This is a genomic window from Phormidesmis sp. 146-20 (assembly GCF_052939475.1).
This window is the reverse complement of record NZ_JBJPHT010000055.1, coordinates 1-19,086: the sequence shown is the minus strand read 5'-3', so window position 1 is coordinate 19,086 and position 19,086 is coordinate 1. Positions and strand designations below refer to the sequence as shown.

Here is a 19,086-nt window from a genome sequence, read left to right as displayed (position 1 = left end):
TGTTGAGCGTCGTTACCTCTCAATCTTTCTCAATGCTCACAGTTAGTCAAATTCTTAGACGGGTCGCTTAAGCGCGTTTCACAATTGGGCACTCTGAAGGGGTTCTTTACCCAACCAAGCGCCTGACTATGCCTAAAAATGCAGCGCCCATTATTCTAAGTTTGGCCTACATTCTAGGATTGCTGGCGACGGCTGTTCCTTGGGGTGGCGTAGGAGTGCTGATTTTGGGCGGAATCGCGGCGATCGCCCTACCTCGATTCTGGAAGGGTAAACTCAGTCCCAAAATTTGGATTGTAGCAGGCATCGTCGGGTTGGTTGCCAGCCTTTATTTTCAAATTCGACTTCCTCAACCGGGGGCGTTTGATATTAGTCGCCTGGTGCCAACAATCGCAGAAAAACAAACCGTCACCGCATCAGGAATCATTACCGAAACGCCTCGCCTGACTCGAAGCGGCAACGCTCAACTTTGGCTAGACGTGAATCGCGTCGATGGTGCCAATTCAAAAATTGCGCCCGATCGCTTCCGAGGAAATCTCTACGCAACGGTGCCCCTACTTCAAGCAACGGGACTACACCCCGGACAAACGATCGCCCTCACAGGCTCCCTTTACAAGCCAAAACCTGCGACGAATCCCGGTGGCTTTGACTTTGAGGCGTATTTGGCGCAGTCAGGCTGCTTTGCAGGACTCAAAGGAAAATCCCTGGAAGTAGTCAAGGCTGGCAATCCCTGGGGCTGGTGGGTGATTCGGCAGAAGATTGTACGATCGCAGATCGAGTGGCTCGGTAGTCCAGAAGGTCAACTGGTCAGTGCGATGGTGTTGGGTGGTCGAGTGGTTGACTTGCCGTTTGATGTCAAAGATCAATTTATTCGTATTGGATTGTGTCACGCCCTTGCCGCTTCTGGGTTTCAGGTTTCTCTTATCTTAGGGGTCGTTTTGGAGTTGACCAAACGATTCTCAGAGCGCATTCAAGTCGGGTGTGGTGCATTTGCACTCCTGGTCTTTTTGGGATTAACAGGATTACAGCCTGCCGTTCTTAGGGCCGTGATCATGGGCGGCGGTTTATTAATCGGACTTGCAACAAAACGTCGAGTCAAACCACTCAGCGGACTGTTACTTGCCGCCATGATTTTGCTATTAGCTAACCCCATCTGGATCTGGGATCTGGGGTTTCAACTCAGCTTTCTAGCAACGATGGGCTTACAAATCACGGTTTCACCCCTGGTCAAACGACTGGACTGGCTGCCGACAATGATCGCCACGTTGATCGCGATTCCGATCGCTGCCTACATCTGGACGTTGCCGTTGCTACTCTATGTGTTTGGCGTGGTTTCTCCCTACAGCATTCTTGCCAATATTATCGTCACGCCTCTGATCTCAATCATTAGTATTGGTGGAATGATTAGTGCTCTATTCGCGCTGGCATCTCCGATCGCAGGCACTGTTTCCGCCTGGTTATTACACTATCCAACTTTTTGGCTGCTGACCATCGTCGATTTTTTCTGCCAACTTCCTGGGAATGCGATCGCCGTTGGTACAATTTCAGCCTTTTCTCTGATAGTTCTCTATAGTCTGATTGGCTTGCCCTGGCTGCGTCCCCAATTTCAGCGACACCTGTGGGTAATTGAATTGGCTGCGATCGCGCTCGTGTTTGTCCCCGCCTCTTATGCAAAAGCAACCTTATTTCAGGCAACCGTGTTAGCAACGTCTCAAGATCCTATTCTGGTGATCCAAGATCGAGGCAAAGTTGCCTTAGTCAGTAGTGGAGACGAAGCCACGGTGCGATCGACGCTCTTACCTTTTTTGCAAAAAGAAGGCATCAATGCGATCGACTGGGCCATCTCAACCCCCTCAACTCGTCGATCAAACAGCGGTTGGACAACCCTACTCGACCAGATGCCCGTCAGATCTTTTTACCAGACCGCACCCAATTCTCAACTGACCGACGCGATCGCTGCTCAAAAAGGACGCTACCTGCCTTTGTCGGTGGGGCAGCGCATAAACCTTCAATCGACCTCTGTACAGCCCATCAGCCGCAATCCTGACATCCTTCAGCTACAAGTTGGCGATCAGCGGTGGCTGTGGCTCAAAGATTCGCTCAAAAATCAGCAGGTTGCTTCTGACGGTTTACAACGTCACTCGGTGTTGTGGTGGTCGGGTCAGGCGATCGCGTCCGATTGGGTAGAGAAATTGCAGCCCAAAGTAGCGATCGCATATTCCCACCAGGTGGATCAAGAAACGGTCGATCGGCTCCAAACTCACCAGACGCGAGTCTACCAAACCCGCCAGGATGGAGCCATTCGCTGGACGGGCAAACGATTTGAGCAGACTTTAGGAATTCGTGAAACCGACGCTTCACCCTTGTAGTATGATTGGATAGGACGCTAACGCTCCTTGGAGAGGTGGCAGAGCGGTTGAATGCGACGCACTCGAAATGCGTTTTGGGGCAACTCAACGGGGGTTCGAATCCCCCCCTCTCCGTTGATTTCAGAGATTTTGACAGATCAGAGCTATGAATTAAATGGCCTGAAATTTCTCGTGAGAAAAGTGTTGTTAGGTAACACACCCAACGGATCAATCAGGCTTTATTTAATTCGCATCCTGAATGGTGACCTAAAGACCTGTGCATCAGTTTGAGGCGACAAAAAATATCTGACCCATGACCCACGATCGCGACATGGGTAGTTTATTTAACTTCGCAGAATACTCAATCTCGATCGTGAGTATCCATTCACATCACTGATGCTACTGCCCCTGGTCAGGAAGATCATTACTTGGACTGTGCTCCTCGCTCAGGGTTGAGCTTGTACTGGGCAGGATTTTCTTGGACTTTGATGTAATCCTGTCTTCGTAGCCCGTGAGAAAACATCAGCGCAACACTCTGGCGCGTTCTTGGCAACACCGACTCATCTAACGATCCAAAGAGCAACTGAATCATTTCATCGGTCGTAAAAACCTGATCAGGGGAAGCGATCAGCACCTGCTCCATTGCTTTGGCAGGGGTCAAATCTTTGAACTCGCGTTTGAGTTTGGGAGCTTCAAAGGGTTTGTCAGAGGAAGACTTGGCTTTGCCTTTTGGCTCAACAGACTTGACCTTGATGTTTGATTTGGTTTTTGCAGAGGAGTCCGGGGCTTTGCCTGCTTTTTGGGTGTTAGCCGCTGTCTTACGGGGGACTCTCTTTTGGGTAGGTGCTTCTTCTGGTTCTGATGTAGCCTCTTCAACGAGAGACTCAACCACACTAGCCTGACTGCTTCCATTGCTGGCGCTATTATTAGGAGAAGCCACAGCCGCTCCCCCTAACAAAGCATTGATATGATCTAGGCTGCGATCGATGGCTGTCGTCGCCTGTTCGATCGCGGATTGCACGATAGCATCGCGCTCAGTCGTCAAACGCTCGCGTTGTTGTTCGAGGAGTTGTCTAAAGTCATCGGTTAGAACACTGGCTGACATTTTTGTTTCCTATGAGGTTAATGGTTTGATTGTATGTCCTGTGTGCGAAAATGGTGCAGTCTAATTCAATTAAGTTAGTTAGTTTCTATTCTAGTGATTTGATTGGGCGGTTTTATTGGGGGTCAAATCGATCGTGAGTGGTTCAGGTAGTCACATTTTTGCCCCGATCGTGATTAATCTACAGTTGCGTTCTTTTACTGGTACGGGTTGTACTTCCGGTAATACAGACCCAATCCACCAGGCCTATGAGCCGCGTTATGAGAAATGGTGACTCGACTTGTCTGGTGATCTACTCGCACGATCGACACTAAATCGTACAGTAACATTGTTCTAGAATTGGTGAGTTCTAAAATTGTCGAGTTCTAGAATGCACCGTGAAGTGGTGGTGTGAATTGCCTCAATGTCTCTCAATGCCCAAAACTGGCTTTACATCCGGTTCCCTCCCTTTTTAAGGGGATTCAGGGGAGATTTGCCAGCTAGTAACCGACTAAAGGGGTTTATTCGGGGGTTTATTTGTGATCTTCTGGCAGTGAGACGATGATAGCGTAGAGTCGATCGAGGCTACTGGCTCAAATTCACACTAAAGGAGACGACTCTGTGAATCCGCAAAATTCTGACCTGTTTGAGAAGATTCGGCAGCAGTTTGATAGCTCACCTTATCCGAGAACGCCGATCGAGAAATCTCCCAAACAAGATGCCAATGCGCTCTATATCCATAATTTTGTTACGCCATTCTATCTGTATCATCAAAAACGCATTGACCCCCAGGAAATCGCCATTCTAGATGTCGGCTGCGGGACGGGCTACAACACGCTACTTCTAGCAGAAGCCAACCCTGGCGCAACGATCATCGGCATCGATCTCTCTCAACAATCAGTCGAACTAGCCCGCGAACGATTACGATTTCATGGCTTTACCGAGATTCAGTTTTATACGCTGCCCCTCAACGAGGTTTCTCAGCTAGGCATGAAGTTTGACTATATTAACTGTGACGAAGTGCTGTATTTGATGCCTGATCTCGTCCAAACTTTGCGGACGCTAAAAACCGCGCTCAAACCAAAAGGCATTCTGCGGGGCAATTTGCACAGTCTCTATCAACGACAAAACTTCTTTCGGGCGCAGCAGTTATTTACGGCGATGGGTTTGATGCAGCGCAATCCGGGAGAAATCGAGATTGGGGTTGTCCTCGAAACAATGAAGGCGATTAAGGAAGAAGCCCCCCTCAAACGGCAAACCTGGAACCCTCAGCAGGCGATCGACAGCCCGCAAGAGTATGTGTTGATGAACTATCTATTTCAAGGAGACAAGGGTTACACCATTCCTGAACTGTTTGCAGCGCTGCGGAGCGCCAATCTAGAATTTATCTGTATGGTCAATCAGCGCGATTGGGACTTGATGAGTGTCTTTCAAGAGCCTCAAGCGTTGCCAAAGGTGTGGGAATTGAGTTTGCCAGAATTGTCGATCGAAGACCGTCTTCAACTCTTTGAGCTAATTGCTCCGGTGCATCGTCTGCTCGATTTTTGGTGTGGGCAGGGTCAATCTGAGTCGTTGCAGCTTCCCCAAGCCTGGCCAATGGAGGTCTGGGAAACCGTACAGATTCACCTTCATCCTCAACTACAAACCGCGATCGTAAAAGCCAGTTTGATCGACGCGATCGGACAACAGCGATCGTTTAATCTCAGTCAATATTTATCTGCTGCGGCACCGTCTCAAGCTCAAGTGTTGTTGAGTCCCCATCTTGCTGCGGGCCTACTCCCTTTATGGGAAGCACCACAGTCGTTTCTAACCCTGGTACAGCGCGTGTTGATGATTCGTCCTTGTGACCCGGTTACTTTAGAACCGACAAACCCCCAGCGAGCGGCTCAAGACTTGCGCGATGCTTTGGTTGGTTTGGAAATAAGCCTTCATGTTCTGTTAGAGCGGGGAAAAAATGAGGGATGAGGGAGGACGGAGGACGGAGGACGGAGGAGAAAAATCTATCGTTCTGCATTGATTGTTCTGCACTTAGAACGCTTATAGGTTGTTCCTCATCCCTATTGCCAATTCTGGGTGAAGTTGTATAGATCTAGATCCCCCTGGCCGCCTTAAGAAAGGGGAACTGGACTCTATTCCTCTCTTTTTAAGAGGGGTAGGGGGATCAGAAGATGTGTAACTTGATGGTGAATTGGTACAAAGTCTTTTTTTCTTGGCGTTGCTGATTGGAGGGATGACTCTGTGGGAAGTGTCCATCTTTTCGCCCCCTAAATCCCCCAAAAATGGGGGACTTTGAACCTTGGGGTTCCCGCCGCTTTGGGGCACACCCCCTGATTCAGCAACGCCTTTTTCTTTAATCCTCCAGGTCAAGGTCGTCTTCTTCTTCTTCCAGGTCGTAGATTGCAGAGGTGCCCATGATGGCTTCTAGTTCTTCTGCTTCTATAGCACTTTCGGGGCTGTCACCGAGTTCGTAAGCGAGAAATCGACCTGTGCCTTCAATCCACTTAAAGAGCGATTCTAGTTCCCGTGGGGGGATGATGCTGGCTTTCGCATTTTTGGGTTCTTCACGGAGAGAAGGGTTATAAATTGTCACAATCTTTGCTGATCTCTTAGTATGGCTGCTGCGATCGTAGCGTTGATTGAGACGTTATACCAATTCGCTCGTGAATTAAGCCAAATCTGGTAGAAGACTTTGGACTGAACGACCTTGAGAGTCTACTGTCTTCTGCCTTTGGTCTAACGTCTCTGGTCTCCTGTTGACAACAGATTCAAGCAGAGTTGACGAAAGTCTTCGCCTCGTTGCTCAAAATTGGGATACTGGTCAAAACTAGCACAGGCTGGAGAAAGTAAAACAACCTGAGCAGACTGAGGGGGAGCAATCTCGATCGATCGCCGCACTGCTCTCTCCATCGTTCCGACAATTTCGTAGCGAGTGTAGCCGACATCTTCTAAGCGGTTAGCAAAGCTTTTGGCCGCATCTCCGATCAGTAAAACAGCCGCCGCTTGCAGTTGAATTGCCTTGATCCAGGCGCTATCGTCTCCCAATTTTGCCTCGCCGCCCGCGATCAGGATTACGGGACTTTTGACCGCAGACAATCCGACTTCGGCAGCATCATAGTTCGTCGCTTTGCTGTCATTGATGAAGTCGATTCCTTGCCAGGTGCAGATGTGTTCGAGTCGATGAGGAACGCCCGGAAACTGAGCGATCGCTTCCTGAATTGCCGCTTTCTCAACGCCTGCTAAATGGGCCGCCGCCACGGACATGAGTAGATTTTGCTGATTGTGCGATCCTGGCATTCGTAAGGTACTGACCTGAACGATCGCTTCTCCGCGCACGATCACCCACCCGTCTTGAATGTAAGCCCCCCTATCGGGATTGCCCATTAGTTCTGATTTACCATTGATACTCGTCCAGCAGGCCTCTGAGGTAATGGGAAAGGCGCGCTGTGTGCCAAGACTTCTTAGATAAGGATCGTCCCCATTGAAAATTTGCTGTTGAGATTGTTGAAGCAGACGAGCTTTGATGTTGAAGTAGTTTTCTAAGGTTCTATGACGAGCCAGGTGATCGGGGGTAAAGGTTGTCCAGATACCAATGCGAGGCGCGATCGTGGGAGAGGCTTCGATCTGGTAGCTGCTGAGTTCGGCGATCGCCCAGTCGGGTTTGGGGTTTGACATGGCGACTTCACAGGCCGCCAGCCCGATGTTGCCAAAGGCGGGAGCCTGAAAGCCTGCGGTTTGAAAGATGGCGGCAACCAGGGCAGTGGTGGTGGTTTTGCCGTTGGTGCCTGTGATGCCGATCCAGGGGCAGGTTTGCAGATGTCGCCACGCGAGTTCCATTTCGCCGATCGTTTCGATGCCCAGATTTCTTGCCCGCGTCAAGTTGGCAGCATCCCAGGGCACACCCGGACTGACGACGACGAGATCCGGCTTTTTGGCATCGGGGCTAAAGGTTTCTCCCAGTCTGACTTTGATGCCGTCGGCGTTGAGTTCTAGCTGCTGTTGTTGAAGGGCGGTGGTGGTGCCGCGATCGCTCACAGTGACTTGCCAGCCTTCGCGCTTGAGTAATCGAGCCGCTGCGTTTCCTGATTTTCCCAGACCGATCACATAAGCGTTGGGCATAGTCTTCTCGAAATCTATCTTTTGGCACCCTTTATGGTACTGCTTAACAGTTCATTACAGGCATCTGAATTGCGATAGGGTGAATTTGCCAATTTGATGCTCTGGTCAATGTGAGTTGGATGAAAGATGAGATTCTCCGTTTCGTACGCTTCAAGATACCCACAAGGGGTCGCTGATCCGGATTGCCTCCCAAATCACCTACAAATAGAGGACTCTGAACTGGAAATCTTGGTTTACCCCAAATCCATTTTTAGGCACAATGGCTCCTTGACCTCCCCCAATCTCTCTTTTGGCTACCGTGACACAAGTCGTTTTCGCTTCGTTTCCATCGGCCAAACCCCTAAATTCCCTAAAGCTTAGTTCAAAGTCTCTCTTTTCAAGGAGATTTAGGGCGATTGAGATTCGGTGATCAAGGATTTAGAGTAGATGAAACCTATTTTGACGTAATGACAATTTGGCGTTGCTGATTGGAGGGATGAATCTGTGGGAAGTGTCCATCTTTTCGCCCCCTAAATCCCCCAAAATTGGGGGACTTTGAACCTTGGGTTTCCCACCGCTTTGGGGCAATTCATCCCCTGATTCAGCAACGCCGACAATTCCAGCCAAAGATTTAGAATGGTACAGGGCTTGAAAGCTCGATCGCTCCCCAAATTCTCAGGCTTTTAGCGATCGATGCTTGTTTCAGTGGCCTTTTATAGCCAATTGCCAATCAAGACATAGGGGGCCCAAAATATGGGTAGCTGATATTCTGGGGTTTTTAGTAACGCAAGTTGGGCACGGCGTAAGCTCTCAGCTCTCGGTTGAGATTGATTGATTAGCGTCTGGTAAAACTGATTCATTAACAAAGCGGTCGATTCGTCATTTACGCTCCATAAAGAGGCGATCGTGCTGCGGGCCCCGGCTCGGATTGCTACCCCTGCTAACCCCAGGGCGGCTCGTTGATCTCCGGCTGCCGTTTCACAAGCACTGAGCACCAGAAGTTCTAAGGGTTGCGATCGCTGTTCGGTTGATCGCAGCAGGGTATTGAGTTCGTTGACGTTGATGGCTTTGTCCCATGCCAGAATGAAGGTTTCATCTGCTTTTGAGCTAAATTGACCGTGGGTTGCTAGATGAGCGATCGCAAACGATTGTGAACTCATTTTTGTCTGAAATGCTTGCGTTGTGAACTGTTGATTTAGTAATACTTGACTCTGCACCTCTGATTGAATTTGCTTTAACTCATGACTGACATTGGGCAGGCGAGAAAACCCATGCCGCGCTTGATCCAGCCCCACAGCGAGAGTATTTAACCGACCTGGCTGTAATGGTTTGGGGTCAAATAATTGAAGACTGGGCGAGAGTGCTACCGCATAGGTTTCGATCAGGTATTGGTGTCCGTCGTACAGGGCTGACATGGGAACATTTCGCAGCAACCCATCCAGGACAAATACTAATGTCTTGGTCTGACTTTGGGCGATCGCTTCAATTCCAGGTTGAATCAGCCAGCTATAGACTTGTTGCGATTGAATCTGGGTCTGACGTAGCGCGTCTGGTTCGGCAATGTTGCGGCGCAGTTCTGTCAGGGTTTTTTCGACTTGGCTTTGGGGTAGGCGGGTAGCATAGTGGCGCAGGGGTTGTTGTGGTAGCTTGAGAATTACTTCGACGCGATCGCTCAAAATCGTGGCATAAATGACTGCTGCGGTGGGATCAGCTTGATCAACGACGGCATCTAGTTGTTGTTTTGGGGTTAAACAAGCAGCGCGAAAGAAGTTATCTAACTCGGCTAACTGAAGGGCTTCGATCGTGCTTCTAGCTTGACGAATGTTGTCTTGACTTGGCTCCACGCTATTGTGTGTTTGCAACAGTAAATCGACGAATTGCCGATAGACAGGTTCAACCTTGTCTCGAAACGAGAATTGCACATCAGGATTGACGCTCACTAAGTCATAGCGAATCGCCTGAAGGCTTTTGACTGCTTGATCGTAAGCTGCGATCGCCCCGGTAATGTCTTGCTGTTGTCTGAGCAATCTTCCTAGCTGCCACTGCCATTGATAAGTGATATCGGCTGCATCAAGGGTCTGGGCGATGCGTAATGCCTGCTGAGTCAGTGTCGTTGCATCTGACCATTGCTGAGTCTGTTCATAGAGATGTCCCAATGTGCCGATCGCATAGGACTCAGCGCGGGCATCTTGTAGGCTGCGGGCTTGTTGGGTTGCGATCGCTAACACCTGGGCTGTTTGTTTAACATCCTGATTGTTCAGTTTCATCAGACTTTGAGCATAATCAATCCGGGCGTAGACGGCAGTGCGGCTGAGGGGTAAGTTGTTAATTTGTGTCTGAAGTTGTGACAGAAGTAATCTTACAGAGCTTGTCGAAGTCGATCGTGCTGCTGGTTGTTGTCGATCTAGTAATAAATCGAGTTGGTGAAGCTGGGCAGGAACGGCCGTCAGCAAACCGTAAGTCGCTGCCTGTTGATAGAAGGCGATCGCGGCGGTAGTATCTTGTTGAACGGTGGCAGTGTTACCCAAACTAAGTAGCGCTTCTCCCATTTCTTGAGAGTTGGCGGTAGCTTTGCTGTTGCCGGAGGCAATCGTGGTTGCGACCGTTAGACTTTGCTGCAATACTTGGCGAGAAGTAGTTAAGTTGCCAGTCACGCGCAAAACATTGCCCAAACTGCGTAGCCCGATCGCCTTCAAGGCTGAATCAGGCTGCTTCTGAAGGATTTGAGTCGCTGCTGTGAGTTGCTTCTGAGCTTGAGCATACAATCCAAGGCTTTGTAGAGCTTGAGCTTGATTGATCTGATTGCGAACTAGTCTCGATTGATCCTTCAGTTGAGTGTAGAGCGTTGCTGCTTGTTGCCAAGTGATTAGAGCCGCTTCCGCATTTCCGCGCGACAATTGCAGACGACCTTTGACTTCTAATGCTTGAGCGAGCAGTTGTTTTGAGGTTTGAGGTTTGAAGTTTGAAGCTTGAATTAAAGTAAGACTATTCGCGATCGCTTCACTCGCTTTGTCCCATTGTCCCAACTGCTGATAGGCCAGAGAAAGATTGCTCAATGTTTTGGCTTGTCCTAAGCGATCGTTCTGTGCTTTGAAGGTGGCGATCGCTTGTTGCCAAAACATAACCGCTTCAGCATATTGCGCCGCTTCGTAGCGCTGTCTCCCTTGCCGATCGAATCCTTTGGCATCCGAGCCAGTTTGAGTCATTTGAAGAACAGGTTTGGGCGTAGTTGATTGTTGAGCGGCGATCGGTAAACCCATCCCTACTACAAACAGAGCCACTAGAAACAGAAGCATTGTTTGGCGATGTAGTGAGCCGCGAATTTGTTCAAACCATTTTCTGGTCATGCTGTGATCCTCAAGGGCAGGGAACTAGACGATCGGGCAAGGGAGCAACGGGATCTGGGAGCGCTGCCATCAAGAACACAGTACCATCTGCCATGACCTGCAATCTTTGAGCTTCTACAATGGGAGGCGCGATCGTTGGGGCTGGCTGATGACGCTGCGAAACGGGTGGTATACCTTCAACATCGGCGGTGACTAACTTTACCTGAATGGCATCTTGATTCACGGCTTCGTTGGGAGTCGGCGGCAAACCACCGCGCCCGGTAATGATGAACTCATTGGATTGCTGGGCGATCGTACTTCCTGTAGGACAGGCTTGCACAATCAGCCGAGAAGCATCGGTGAGATTCACGGGAAGCTGCACGAGTCCTCGATTAGGATCAACATCAGGTGTATTGATGTCCACAACCCCCGCCACACCAAAGTCAGAACTAGCCGTAATGTCACTTAGGGGAGTCAGTTGGAGACGAGGCTGAATGCCAAAAATGCTTTGAGCGCTAATCTCGACTCTGCCACCTCTACCAGTAAACGCATTGGCGCTAATATCGCTATTCTCATTAGGCACCGCCACAATGAAGTTGCCCTTAGAAGTAATGTTGCCGCCATCGCCCCCAGCCTGAGCCGTTCCCGCTGTGGTGGAAATCAAACTACCCCGCCGCAACAGCAAGTAATCCTGCACTTGCAGGTTGATGTTGCCTCCCTGCCCCAATGCCGTTTCTGCCTGAATCGTACTCTGATTATCCAGACGAAGTTGACGAGCCGTCACGTCTATGTTTCCCGCATCCCCTTGACCTTGAGAAGAAGCGGCCAATATTCCCCCATTTGTAATCGAGAATAACCCGGTCTTAACCGTAATATTTCCACCCTGACCCGTAGCGCTAAAATCCACAGCACTATAAGCACCACTGGAAAACCCAGTCCTGCCCACCCCATCAAAGGATACTGCATCTCTCGCAACAATGGTGATATTCCCCGCGTCTCCTTGACCAGCCGTGCTAGCATTTACAACCGATCCATTGGTGAAAGATAGAGAACCTGTGGTGATGCTAACATTGCCTCCCTGACCAATAGCGTCAACAGCCACCGCGCTACCAGCACCACCACCATCATCAAAGGACACCGTATCTCTCGCCGCAATGATGATGTTCCCCGCATTGCCTCGCCCAAATGTACTAGTCGTCACTCCTCCTCTATTGGTAAAGGAGAGTGTAGCTGTGGTGATACTGATGTTGCCACCTCGTCCAATGCCTTGGCGATCTACTTGGCTGAAAGCAGTACTGGGAATTCCTTCACTGCCTACCCCATCAAAGGACACCCTATCAGTTGCCGTAACGATAATATTTCCCGCGTCGCCTTGACCGTATGTATTGGTATTGAGAATCGCTCCATTAGTGAGAGAAAGCGAACCTGTGATGATATTGATGACACCGCCCTGCCCAATTCCTCCAGGCCCTACTTGACTAAAAGCACCACTCTCTCCATCAAGGGACACCTTATCAGTTGCCGTAATAGTGAGATTCCCTGCATTACCTTGACCAAACGTGGCAGAACCGACTTGCGCTCTGTTGGTTAAAGAGAGAGTGCCTGTGGTGATGCGGATGTCACCACCCTGACCTACGGCTCCACGCCATACCGAACTGGAAGCAAAGCTGCTCCCGTCAAAAGACACTGCATCTCTTGCCGTGATGCTGATGTCGCCCGCATCACCTTGACCAAATGTACTGACTTCTACTCCCCCTCCATCGGAGAGCGAAAGCGTGCCTGTAGTGATGCGGATGTCGCCTCCCTGACCAATGGCTCCAGTTTCTATAGAACTTAGAACACTACTGGCAAATCCATTAGGATTTCTACCATTGATGGACACCGAATCGCTTGCCATAATGGTGACATTTCCGGCATTTCCTTGTCCACCACGTAGACTAGCATTCCTCCGCCGTGTACTAGCAGTTACTTGCCCTCCATTGATCAGAGAGAGTGTGCCTGTAGTGATGCTGATGTCGCCTCCCTGACCGATAGCTCCCCGATCCACACTGGTAAACAAAGCAGTACCAAATCCATTATCACTCGTACCATCAATGGTTACCCTATCTCTCGCCGTGATGGTGATATTCCCTGCATCGCCTTGTCCCTGCGTGATGGCACTCACTTGTGCCCCATTGGTGAGAGTGAATGCGCCTGCACTGATATCAATGTTGCCAGCTTTACCTGTGCTGCCTGGTTGAATTGCGTTAAGGATGAGACTTGCATTGATGTCAACAGACTCTGTTGCGTTGATGTTAATGTCTCCGGCTTGAGCGCCTATAGTTCCTGAGCCTGCGGCGATGCCTGCACGCACCCCCGTTCCGACTCCCGTAATCGTCAAATTGCGAGCGGTAATGGCAATGCTGCCGCCGCTACCCGCGCGAACATTCACATTAGCATTATTGCCGATCGCCACATCTGCTCTCGCTAACCCATCCGGTATATTCAATCGCCACTCTTGCCCCTGCTGCGTCAGTCCCACCTCGCCTTCGCCTGCCACGCCTGCTAATCCCACCCGTCCCCCCGGTACTAGCAACTGTCCACCATTCACATTCACAGTGCCGCCTGCCAAAGTTAAAGTTTGACCATTGAGCACCCGTAAAATTGCTCCCTGCGATCGCATCTCCCCCGAAGTACTGCCAAATTGCAAGCCGATCGGCGCAGTGACGGTCAGCAATGGTGGCGCTTGTGGATTTGTGGCGCTAAAGGCGAATCTATTATCAAACACAAAACTATTGGCTGTACTGGCGATGAATGATCCACCCAACCCTAATTGAGCATTGGAACCAAACAGAATGCCGTTGGGATTGATCAAAAACAAATTGGCATTCCCCAGTACGCCCAAGGTGCCGAGAATCTGAGATTGATTGCCGCCAGTCACGCGCGTCAGAATGTTGGCAACGCCAGCCGGATTACTGAAATAAACACCTCGTCCATTATCAATGTTGAATTCTCGAAAGCTGTGGAAGAGATTCGCACCGCGCTGTGCACCCCCATTGATTTGATTACTCGGCAGACCATTAATCACTTGATTGGGTGAGACGATCGATCGCTCATTGCCCAGAGTGTCATCGGCGATCGGGGCGAGTTGCGCGACAGAAAGCGGCGAAAGGGCAAGAATGCCGCCAATCACCAAAAGTTGTAAAGGCTGTTGCCAACATGCCGAACTTTGAGTCATTGCCAAACTAGCCTCCTCAAAAGCACTTGCTGACTGAACAATAGTTGATTATCAGAGAAAAGTCGATAAAGTCATCATTTTTTGCAGTGGCGACACCTGTCGTTTTCATGTTCACTCCCTCAACTGCATCAGTTAAAAACACCGCCACCTACTAACTGTCTGTAAAGGGGCAAGCTTGATGAGCCTGCCTGATCAATCGAGGAAAACAATCATGGAACTCTGTTATCGCGGCACTTTCTACCAATCTGAGCAACTGACCGTACCGACTCAAAAGCGCGATCGTCCCATCATCGGCAAGTATCGCGGAGTCGCTCTGAAATTGAATTCATCCACCCCAGCAGCTTCGTCTCAAGCACCTCAAAAGCTGACCTATCGTGGCGTAACCTATTTCAGATAGTAGTCTTTGATGACGAGTCCGCTTCAAGCAAGTCGAACTTGATAGTCAAAAAAACTCAACTTCTTTAAGGAAGCCATCATGTCTACTCATTTCAAACAATCCGTCAAAGAAATCGTCTTGCTCTCTCTCGGTCTGGTAATCATTGGCGGTTCTGCTACTTTTTGTTTTGTGACACTGGCGAACAGTTGCTCACGGTTGATTACCAACCCTATCTTTTACCCATTGTCCTGGCTCTCTCAAATCTCAGCGGAGGTCAAATGCAAGGCAGTTTAAGCACTTACAAAATAATCGTTCCTTCCACGCAGCATCACTCGGTTCAGCCTACTAATGTTGCAGCAGTGAATGTCGTGCTTGGTTCTCTAGCGATCGCTTTTCCGATTGTGGTGGGCTGCGCGATCGTGAGTTATCGAACACACCGAGCTATGGTTGTTCGGCGGCAAATTCAACGGTTGAACCGGATCTGGCAGCTAGACTCAAGCAACAACCTGTCTTAATCGAGTCGCATCTGATGCTTTGTTTTGCAAGCCTTGACTCACTTCACGAAACTCACTGCATCAGTTCAAAACACGGGCCTCTATCAAGTGATGTAAGCAGATGGATGCTTATCGATATCCAAATCTCAAACAACAAGGAGAAAAACAATGGCAGTCAGATTCAAGAACAAACAGAGTGGACTGTATGCTGGAATTAGAGAGGCTAGCACCGAACCCGGCCCTCAACTACTGCAATGGCATAGAGCCGATGATGGTTCTCAAGTTTTTGAGGTGATCTCACAGCGAACCCCGCAAAATCCAGATAACAGATATTCTAGGATTCAGAATGTCAAAAGTGGATTGTATGTCGGAGTCCGTGAGGCTTCCCTGAACAATGGAGCAGACCTTCTACAATGGACTGGCGCTAACGATGGCTCTCAATATTGGTATCTGATTGATAAGGGCAATGGTTATTGCCTGATTCAAAACGCACACAGTAGTAAGATGTGGGGAATTTTCAATGGTTCTACCAATGCAGGAGAGGTTGTAATCCAATGGGATAGCAGCGGTGGGGATGATCAACTCTGGTATCTCGAAGCAGCGTAGCATCGACGACTAACTAGGCAGTGTTTAAAGATCCTTAGCTCTTCCCTAGCCCTCCTTTAAAGGGAGGGAACCGAACCGCGCTACGGTTCTGCGGCGGTAAATTCAACAGTTGAATCGGCTAGGCAGTTAAGCTCTAGCAAGAACCCGTCTTAATTACATTACAGACAGCACAACCCAACATTTTTGAAACGTTGGGTGTCGCAAATTTCCGTTTGATTTGATGTACACAACAACACAGAGGTACCCGCTCATGAATACTAAGAACGTATTAGGGATTGTAGGGATTGTAGTAGTTGCTTATCTGGGATGGTCGGCATTAGGGGGTGATGGCAATAGGAACCTTGGAGTTACCGGCCCAGGAGGATTTGGGCTGACTGCCTCTAGCACCCGTTTAGATCCTAATGGCAATCCAAAAAGTAGTAATAGTAAGATTAGCACCTGGACTTGCTACAACAAGGGCAAATCTGTTGGAGATGCCCAAATCTGGTGGAGTCATCAGAAAGAGGATGCTGAGTGGGCGTGCAACAACTGGATCTCCACCTGCGGGAACGAAGGAGGATGCCAAGTCAGTAAGATCAGCGAGTAAAATGGAACAAAAGGGCGATCGCGCTTCCGATTGTTGTAGCCTGCACGATCGTGAGTTATCGAACACACCGAGCTATGGTTGTGCAGCGGCAAATTCAACGGTTGAACCGGATCTGGCAGATGGAATCCAGTAACAACCTGTCCTAGATTTCCCTACACCTATTTTCAGTTGCTCACATTAGCCAAATGCATCAGTTTCGATCGCTGTGATTCAGATTCACTTCACGTATGACAGTTTCAGTACAAGTTTGGATCGAATAGACCTCAGACAAGCTGAATCTGATGTTCAAAAAAACTCGACTTAGAGGTAAAACAATGAGCTACATCACGCTGAAACGAAAAGTACAGGGCGCGATCGTACTTTACACATCTCTCATGACGCTATCAATGGGTCTACCCGCTCAAGCTGCATCCCCAAACCAACTGTGGTATTTTGATGCCATGGATAGGGGTACTACAACAATTCGTAGCTACTTCAGTGGGCTGTGCTTGAGTGGCAGTGAGTTCGCGAAAAATGGTACGATTCCGATTCTACAATCCTGTAACGGTTCCTTGAATTGGTCTATTAGCCCCACTGGTGATGGATACACTTATTATATCCGTCAGACGAAAAGTAAGTATCTCAGTATTATGACTCAAACGACCGCTGACGGGGGATGGGTCGGACTGTGGGATGGTTATGGCGGAAATGATCAAAAGTGGTATTTCCGAGGAGGACCTCGTGAGTTTCAGTTAGTAAACTACAACAGTGGTAAGTGCCTCTCGGTCGCAAACTGGAACCCGAATGTTGGTGCAACTTTGGTGCAGTGGACTTGTTGAAAAATTGCCGTTAGGTACATCTAACAACTTTGATCAATTGAGAAAGAGTGATTCCGCTACTTATTGGGGTTATTAACGTTTGCCTCACTAAGTAATCGTTGCTCCCGATCGCAACATTGGTATTCGTTCAGTTCATTAAAACCCTGAGAACACAGTTGGATATTAGGAAGCCATTCTGAAATGTACACATTCAAGTGTCTGGATAATGCCTTTGCTGCGATCGCCTATCAGTCTTTCACCTTTCCACTCTACCGATCGCGATTACAAGCCCCAAAATTTGCACCCTCGACCGTCGTGATCGCCGCTGCTGATACTAACAATCAGGCGATCGGACTAGCGCTGGCAGAGATTCATCCCGATGGACGATCGGCAACGCTCGCTCCTCTCGATTTTTGTAAAGCCAACTCACCGTCAGCAAGGCGCAGGGACTGCATTACTAACTCAATTAGCAGCAGAATTAAGGGTGCGGGGTTGCGACCAGGCTGATTTGGTTTACACCACCGGACAGCCCACCACGCCAGCATTAGAACGGCTGCTGCAAAACGCCAACTGGACACCGCCGCAATCTCGAATGTGGGTCTGTCGATCGACCACTGAAACGTTCGCGAACGCCCCCTGGATACGGCGAAAAACCTTGCCAGCAGCTTATGAGATCTTTCCCTGGCAGGACATTACAACGGATGAGTGTCAAGCCATTGGGCGATCACAGTCTACTTCTCCCTAGATTCCCAGAGATCTATATCCCTTCCAGCCCGAAGAGAACTTGGAGCCGTTGAATAGCGTGGGGTTGCGGTATTAGGGACAGGTAGTAGGCTGGCTGATTACTCATCGTTTGAACTCAGACACCATTCGATATTCCTACGGCTTCGTTCGGCAGGATTTGCAAAAAATGGGGCGGTTGATTTTTCTGATTGCCAATGCGGTTCAGCTTCAAATCAATGACAAAACGGTTCCAAATATGATTTGTGTAGTTTCCTGCGATCGCGCCCCCATGCTTCAGTTTGTCAGAAAACACATGGCTCCCATTGTTCTTAATCAAACAATGAAATTAAGAGGCAGGTGCGAGATTTACAGGACGCACTGAGCCGGATTTACGATAGTGGGGATGAATAATTGAGATGCGTCCGTCAATCTCTAGGTGTTAACTGCCCATGACAATTTATACCCCCGGCTCTGTTGTGACCTGCCGCGATCGCCAATGGATTGTTCTCCCGTCGGGTCAAGCAAAAATTATTCGATTACGTCCGTTGAGCGGTGACGAGGATGAAGTGTGCGGCATTTATGATCCTCTAGACTTGGACGCATTAGCATCGGCAAATTTTCCGACTCCTCAGCCGAGCAATGTGCAGGATCAATTGGCAGCCTTAATGCTGATGGATGCGGCGCGGCTGAGTTTGCGGAGTGGTGCGGGCCCGTTTCGATCGCTCGGTCGCTTATCGCTGCGTCCGCGTCCTTATCAAGTTGTGCCGCTCCTGATGGCGTTGCGGTTGGAGACGGTGCGACTGTTGATTTCAGATGATGTGGGCATCGGCAAGACGATCGAGGCTGGATTGATTGCGCGGGAATTGCTCGATCGAGGCGAAATCCAACGAATTGCGGTGCTGTGTCCACCCCACTTGTGCGATCAATGGCAGCGAGAACTGCGGGATAAATTTAACATTGATGCAGTAGTGGTGCGATCTGGAACGGTTTCTAAACTAGAACGACAGTTGCCGTCTGGAGATCAGCATATCTTTCGGTACTATCGCCATGTGATTGTGAGCTTGGACTATGCCAAATCAGAGCGGCGACGAGCGAGTTTTATCGCACACTGCCCGGATTTTGTGATTGTGGATGAAGCGCATACTTTGTACTCGTCCGGGTGGACAAAGTGCTGCCCAACAGCAGCGGCATCAACTCGTGCAGGATGTCGCGGCTAAAGCTGAACGCCATCTCTTATTGCTGACCGCAACGCCGCACAGCGGGATTGAAGAAGGGTTCTTATCGCTGTTGGGGTTGTTAAAGCCTGAGGGCACCTCGATTAATTGGTTTTGGGTGAGATGGGATCTCAAATGAGACAAAAAGTTTCGACTTAGAACTCTAATTTCTTAGAGCTGATTTATAAAGAGAAGCTAAAGGGGTGCTGGCTCGATCTTGAGCAGA

Annotated in this window: 18 protein-coding genes and 1 tRNA gene; 13 read left to right on the top strand and 6 right to left on the bottom strand. The window is 49.4% G+C overall.

Translation table 11 applies throughout. The features are described 5' to 3' along the window. Positions 1 to 128 precede the first annotated feature (128 nt). Together ACKFKH_RS28170 and ACKFKH_RS28165 are read left to right on the top strand one after the other, a co-directional pair. Positions 129 to 2,366, top strand: a complete 2,238-nt coding sequence (locus ACKFKH_RS28170) for a ComEC/Rec2 family competence protein (protein ID WP_446861675.1) — start codon at positions 129 to 131, stop codon at positions 2,364 to 2,366. Positions 2,367 to 2,395: 29 nt separating this feature from the next. Beyond that, a tRNA-Ser gene (locus ACKFKH_RS28165) sits at positions 2,396 to 2,480 on the top strand. 289 nt (positions 2,481 to 2,769) lie between these two features. Here the strand turns inward: ACKFKH_RS28165 and ACKFKH_RS28160 are convergent. Continuing rightward, positions 2,770 to 3,450 (bottom strand): hypothetical protein, encoded by a 681-nt coding sequence (locus tag ACKFKH_RS28160; RefSeq protein WP_446861674.1) that lies wholly within the window; start codon positions 3,448 to 3,450, stop codon positions 2,770 to 2,772. A 597-nt stretch (positions 3,451 to 4,047) separates the two neighbouring features. Here ACKFKH_RS28160 and ACKFKH_RS28155 point away from each other — a divergent pair. Then, entirely contained in the window at positions 4,048 to 5,391 is a 1,344-nt protein-coding gene (locus ACKFKH_RS28155; RefSeq protein WP_446861673.1) for a class I SAM-dependent methyltransferase, read from the top strand. A gap of 385 nt (positions 5,392 to 5,776) precedes the next feature. Here ACKFKH_RS28155 and ACKFKH_RS28150 read toward each other — a convergent pair whose 3' ends face one another. From ACKFKH_RS28150 to ACKFKH_RS28135, 4 genes are all read right to left on the bottom strand, one after another. Continuing rightward, positions 5,777 to 6,016, bottom strand: a complete 240-nt coding sequence (locus tag ACKFKH_RS28150; RefSeq protein WP_446861672.1) for a DUF3134 family protein — start codon at positions 6,014 to 6,016, stop codon at positions 5,777 to 5,779. Positions 6,017 to 6,159: 143 nt separating this feature from the next. Further along, positions 6,160 to 7,542 carry a UDP-N-acetylmuramoyl-L-alanine--D-glutamate ligase gene (murD, locus tag ACKFKH_RS28145; protein ID WP_446861671.1) on the bottom strand — a complete coding sequence of 461 codons (1,383 nt, stop codon included), beginning with the start codon at positions 7,540 to 7,542 and terminating at the stop codon, positions 6,160 to 6,162. Positions 7,543 to 8,234: 692 nt separating this feature from the next. Further along, complete coding sequence (locus tag ACKFKH_RS28140; RefSeq protein ID WP_446861670.1) at positions 8,235 to 10,868, bottom strand: CHAT domain-containing protein; 2,634 nt, start codon at positions 10,866 to 10,868, stop codon at positions 8,235 to 8,237. Between the two features lie 10 nt (positions 10,869 to 10,878). Further along, entirely contained in the window at positions 10,879 to 14,064 is a 3,186-nt protein-coding gene (locus ACKFKH_RS28135) for a two-partner secretion domain-containing protein (RefSeq protein ID WP_446861669.1), read from the bottom strand. A gap of 211 nt (positions 14,065 to 14,275) precedes the next feature. On the opposite strand from ACKFKH_RS28135, the gene ACKFKH_RS28130 reads away from it, so the two are divergent. The 8 genes from ACKFKH_RS28130 to ACKFKH_RS28095 all read left to right on the top strand — a co-directional run bounded on the left by ACKFKH_RS28130 (position 14,276) and on the right by ACKFKH_RS28095 (position 17,668). Further along, positions 14,276 to 14,461 carry a DUF4278 domain-containing protein gene (locus ACKFKH_RS28130; protein ID WP_446861668.1) on the top strand — a complete coding sequence of 62 codons (186 nt, stop codon included), beginning with the start codon at positions 14,276 to 14,278 and terminating at the stop codon, positions 14,459 to 14,461. A gap of 257 nt (positions 14,462 to 14,718) precedes the next feature. Continuing rightward, positions 14,719 to 14,955, top strand: coding sequence for a hypothetical protein (locus ACKFKH_RS28125; RefSeq protein ID WP_446861667.1), 237 nt, complete (start codon positions 14,719 to 14,721; stop codon positions 14,953 to 14,955). Positions 14,956 to 15,102: 147 nt separating this feature from the next. Beyond that, positions 15,103 to 15,540, top strand: coding sequence for an RICIN domain-containing protein (locus tag ACKFKH_RS28120; RefSeq protein ID WP_446861666.1), 438 nt, complete (start codon positions 15,103 to 15,105; stop codon positions 15,538 to 15,540). A gap of 250 nt (positions 15,541 to 15,790) precedes the next feature. Next, entirely contained in the window at positions 15,791 to 16,126 is a 336-nt protein-coding gene (locus ACKFKH_RS28115) for a hypothetical protein (protein WP_446861665.1), read from the top strand. A gap of 1 nt (position 16,127) precedes the next feature. Beyond that, a complete protein-coding gene (locus ACKFKH_RS28110) occupies positions 16,128 to 16,259 on the top strand; it encodes a hypothetical protein (protein WP_446861664.1) in 132 nt (43 codons plus the stop codon). A gap of 148 nt (positions 16,260 to 16,407) precedes the next feature. Beyond that, positions 16,408 to 16,944: an RICIN domain-containing protein gene (locus ACKFKH_RS28105; RefSeq protein WP_446861663.1), complete on the top strand. Its 537-nt coding sequence runs from the start codon at positions 16,408 to 16,410 to the stop codon at positions 16,942 to 16,944. A gap of 180 nt (positions 16,945 to 17,124) precedes the next feature. Beyond that, entirely contained in the window at positions 17,125 to 17,430 is a 306-nt protein-coding gene (locus ACKFKH_RS28100; protein WP_446861662.1) for a hypothetical protein, read from the top strand. Next, positions 17,333 to 17,668, top strand: a complete 336-nt coding sequence (locus tag ACKFKH_RS28095) for a GNAT family N-acetyltransferase (protein WP_446861700.1) — start codon at positions 17,333 to 17,335, stop codon at positions 17,666 to 17,668. Before ACKFKH_RS28100 ends, ACKFKH_RS28095 begins: the two co-directional genes overlap by 98 nt. A gap of 114 nt (positions 17,669 to 17,782) precedes the next feature. Here the strand turns inward: ACKFKH_RS28095 and ACKFKH_RS28090 are convergent, their stop codons facing one another. Continuing rightward, a complete protein-coding gene (locus tag ACKFKH_RS28090) occupies positions 17,783 to 17,959 on the bottom strand; it encodes a hypothetical protein (RefSeq protein ID WP_446861661.1) in 177 nt (58 codons plus the stop codon). 136 nt (positions 17,960 to 18,095) lie between these two features. Here ACKFKH_RS28090 and ACKFKH_RS28085 point away from each other — a divergent pair, with 136 nt between their 5' ends. Together ACKFKH_RS28085 and ACKFKH_RS28080 are read left to right on the top strand one after the other, a co-directional pair. Further along, positions 18,096 to 18,863 (top strand): DEAD/DEAH box helicase, encoded by a 768-nt coding sequence (locus ACKFKH_RS28085; RefSeq protein ID WP_446861660.1) that lies wholly within the window; start codon positions 18,096 to 18,098, stop codon positions 18,861 to 18,863. Next, positions 18,844 to 18,999: a hypothetical protein gene (locus ACKFKH_RS28080; protein WP_446861659.1), complete on the top strand. Its 156-nt coding sequence runs from the start codon at positions 18,844 to 18,846 to the stop codon at positions 18,997 to 18,999. The genes ACKFKH_RS28085 and ACKFKH_RS28080 overlap by 20 nt, the downstream gene beginning before the upstream one ends. The last annotated feature ends 87 nt before the right edge of the window (positions 19,000 to 19,086 follow it).

What these genes read in the sequence shown, in the direction of transcription:
- ACKFKH_RS28125 (WP_446861667.1), top strand. Translation starts at nt 14,719, where the DNA reads ATGCAAGGCAGTTTAAGCACTTACAAAATAATCGTTCCTTCCACGCAG.
- ACKFKH_RS28120 (WP_446861666.1), top strand. Translation starts at nt 15,103, where the DNA reads ATGGCAGTCAGATTCAAGAACAAACAGAGTGGACTGTATGCTGGAATT.
- ACKFKH_RS28100 (WP_446861662.1), top strand. Translation starts at nt 17,125, where the DNA reads ATGTACACATTCAAGTGTCTGGATAATGCCTTTGCTGCGATCGCCTAT.
- ACKFKH_RS28110 (WP_446861664.1), top strand. Translation starts at nt 16,128, where the DNA reads ATGGAACAAAAGGGCGATCGCGCTTCCGATTGTTGTAGCCTGCACGAT.
- ACKFKH_RS28130 (WP_446861668.1), top strand. Translation starts at nt 14,276, where the DNA reads ATGGAACTCTGTTATCGCGGCACTTTCTACCAATCTGAGCAACTGACC.
- ACKFKH_RS28085 (WP_446861660.1), top strand. Translation starts at nt 18,096, where the DNA reads ATGACAATTTATACCCCCGGCTCTGTTGTGACCTGCCGCGATCGCCAA.
- murD (WP_446861671.1), bottom strand. Translation starts at nt 7,542, where the DNA reads ATGCCCAACGCTTATGTGATCGGTCTGGGAAAATCAGGAAACGCAGCG.
- ACKFKH_RS28170 (WP_446861675.1), top strand. Translation starts at nt 129, where the DNA reads ATGCCTAAAAATGCAGCGCCCATTATTCTAAGTTTGGCCTACATTCTA.
- ACKFKH_RS28160 (WP_446861674.1), bottom strand. Translation starts at nt 3,450, where the DNA reads ATGTCAGCCAGTGTTCTAACCGATGACTTTAGACAACTCCTCGAACAA.
- ACKFKH_RS28105 (WP_446861663.1), top strand. Translation starts at nt 16,408, where the DNA reads ATGTTCAAAAAAACTCGACTTAGAGGTAAAACAATGAGCTACATCACG.
- ACKFKH_RS28140 (WP_446861670.1), bottom strand. Translation starts at nt 10,868, where the DNA reads ATGACCAGAAAATGGTTTGAACAAATTCGCGGCTCACTACATCGCCAA.
- ACKFKH_RS28135 (WP_446861669.1), bottom strand. Translation starts at nt 14,064, where the DNA reads ATGACTCAAAGTTCGGCATGTTGGCAACAGCCTTTACAACTTTTGGTG.
- ACKFKH_RS28115 (WP_446861665.1), top strand. Translation starts at nt 15,791, where the DNA reads ATGAATACTAAGAACGTATTAGGGATTGTAGGGATTGTAGTAGTTGCT.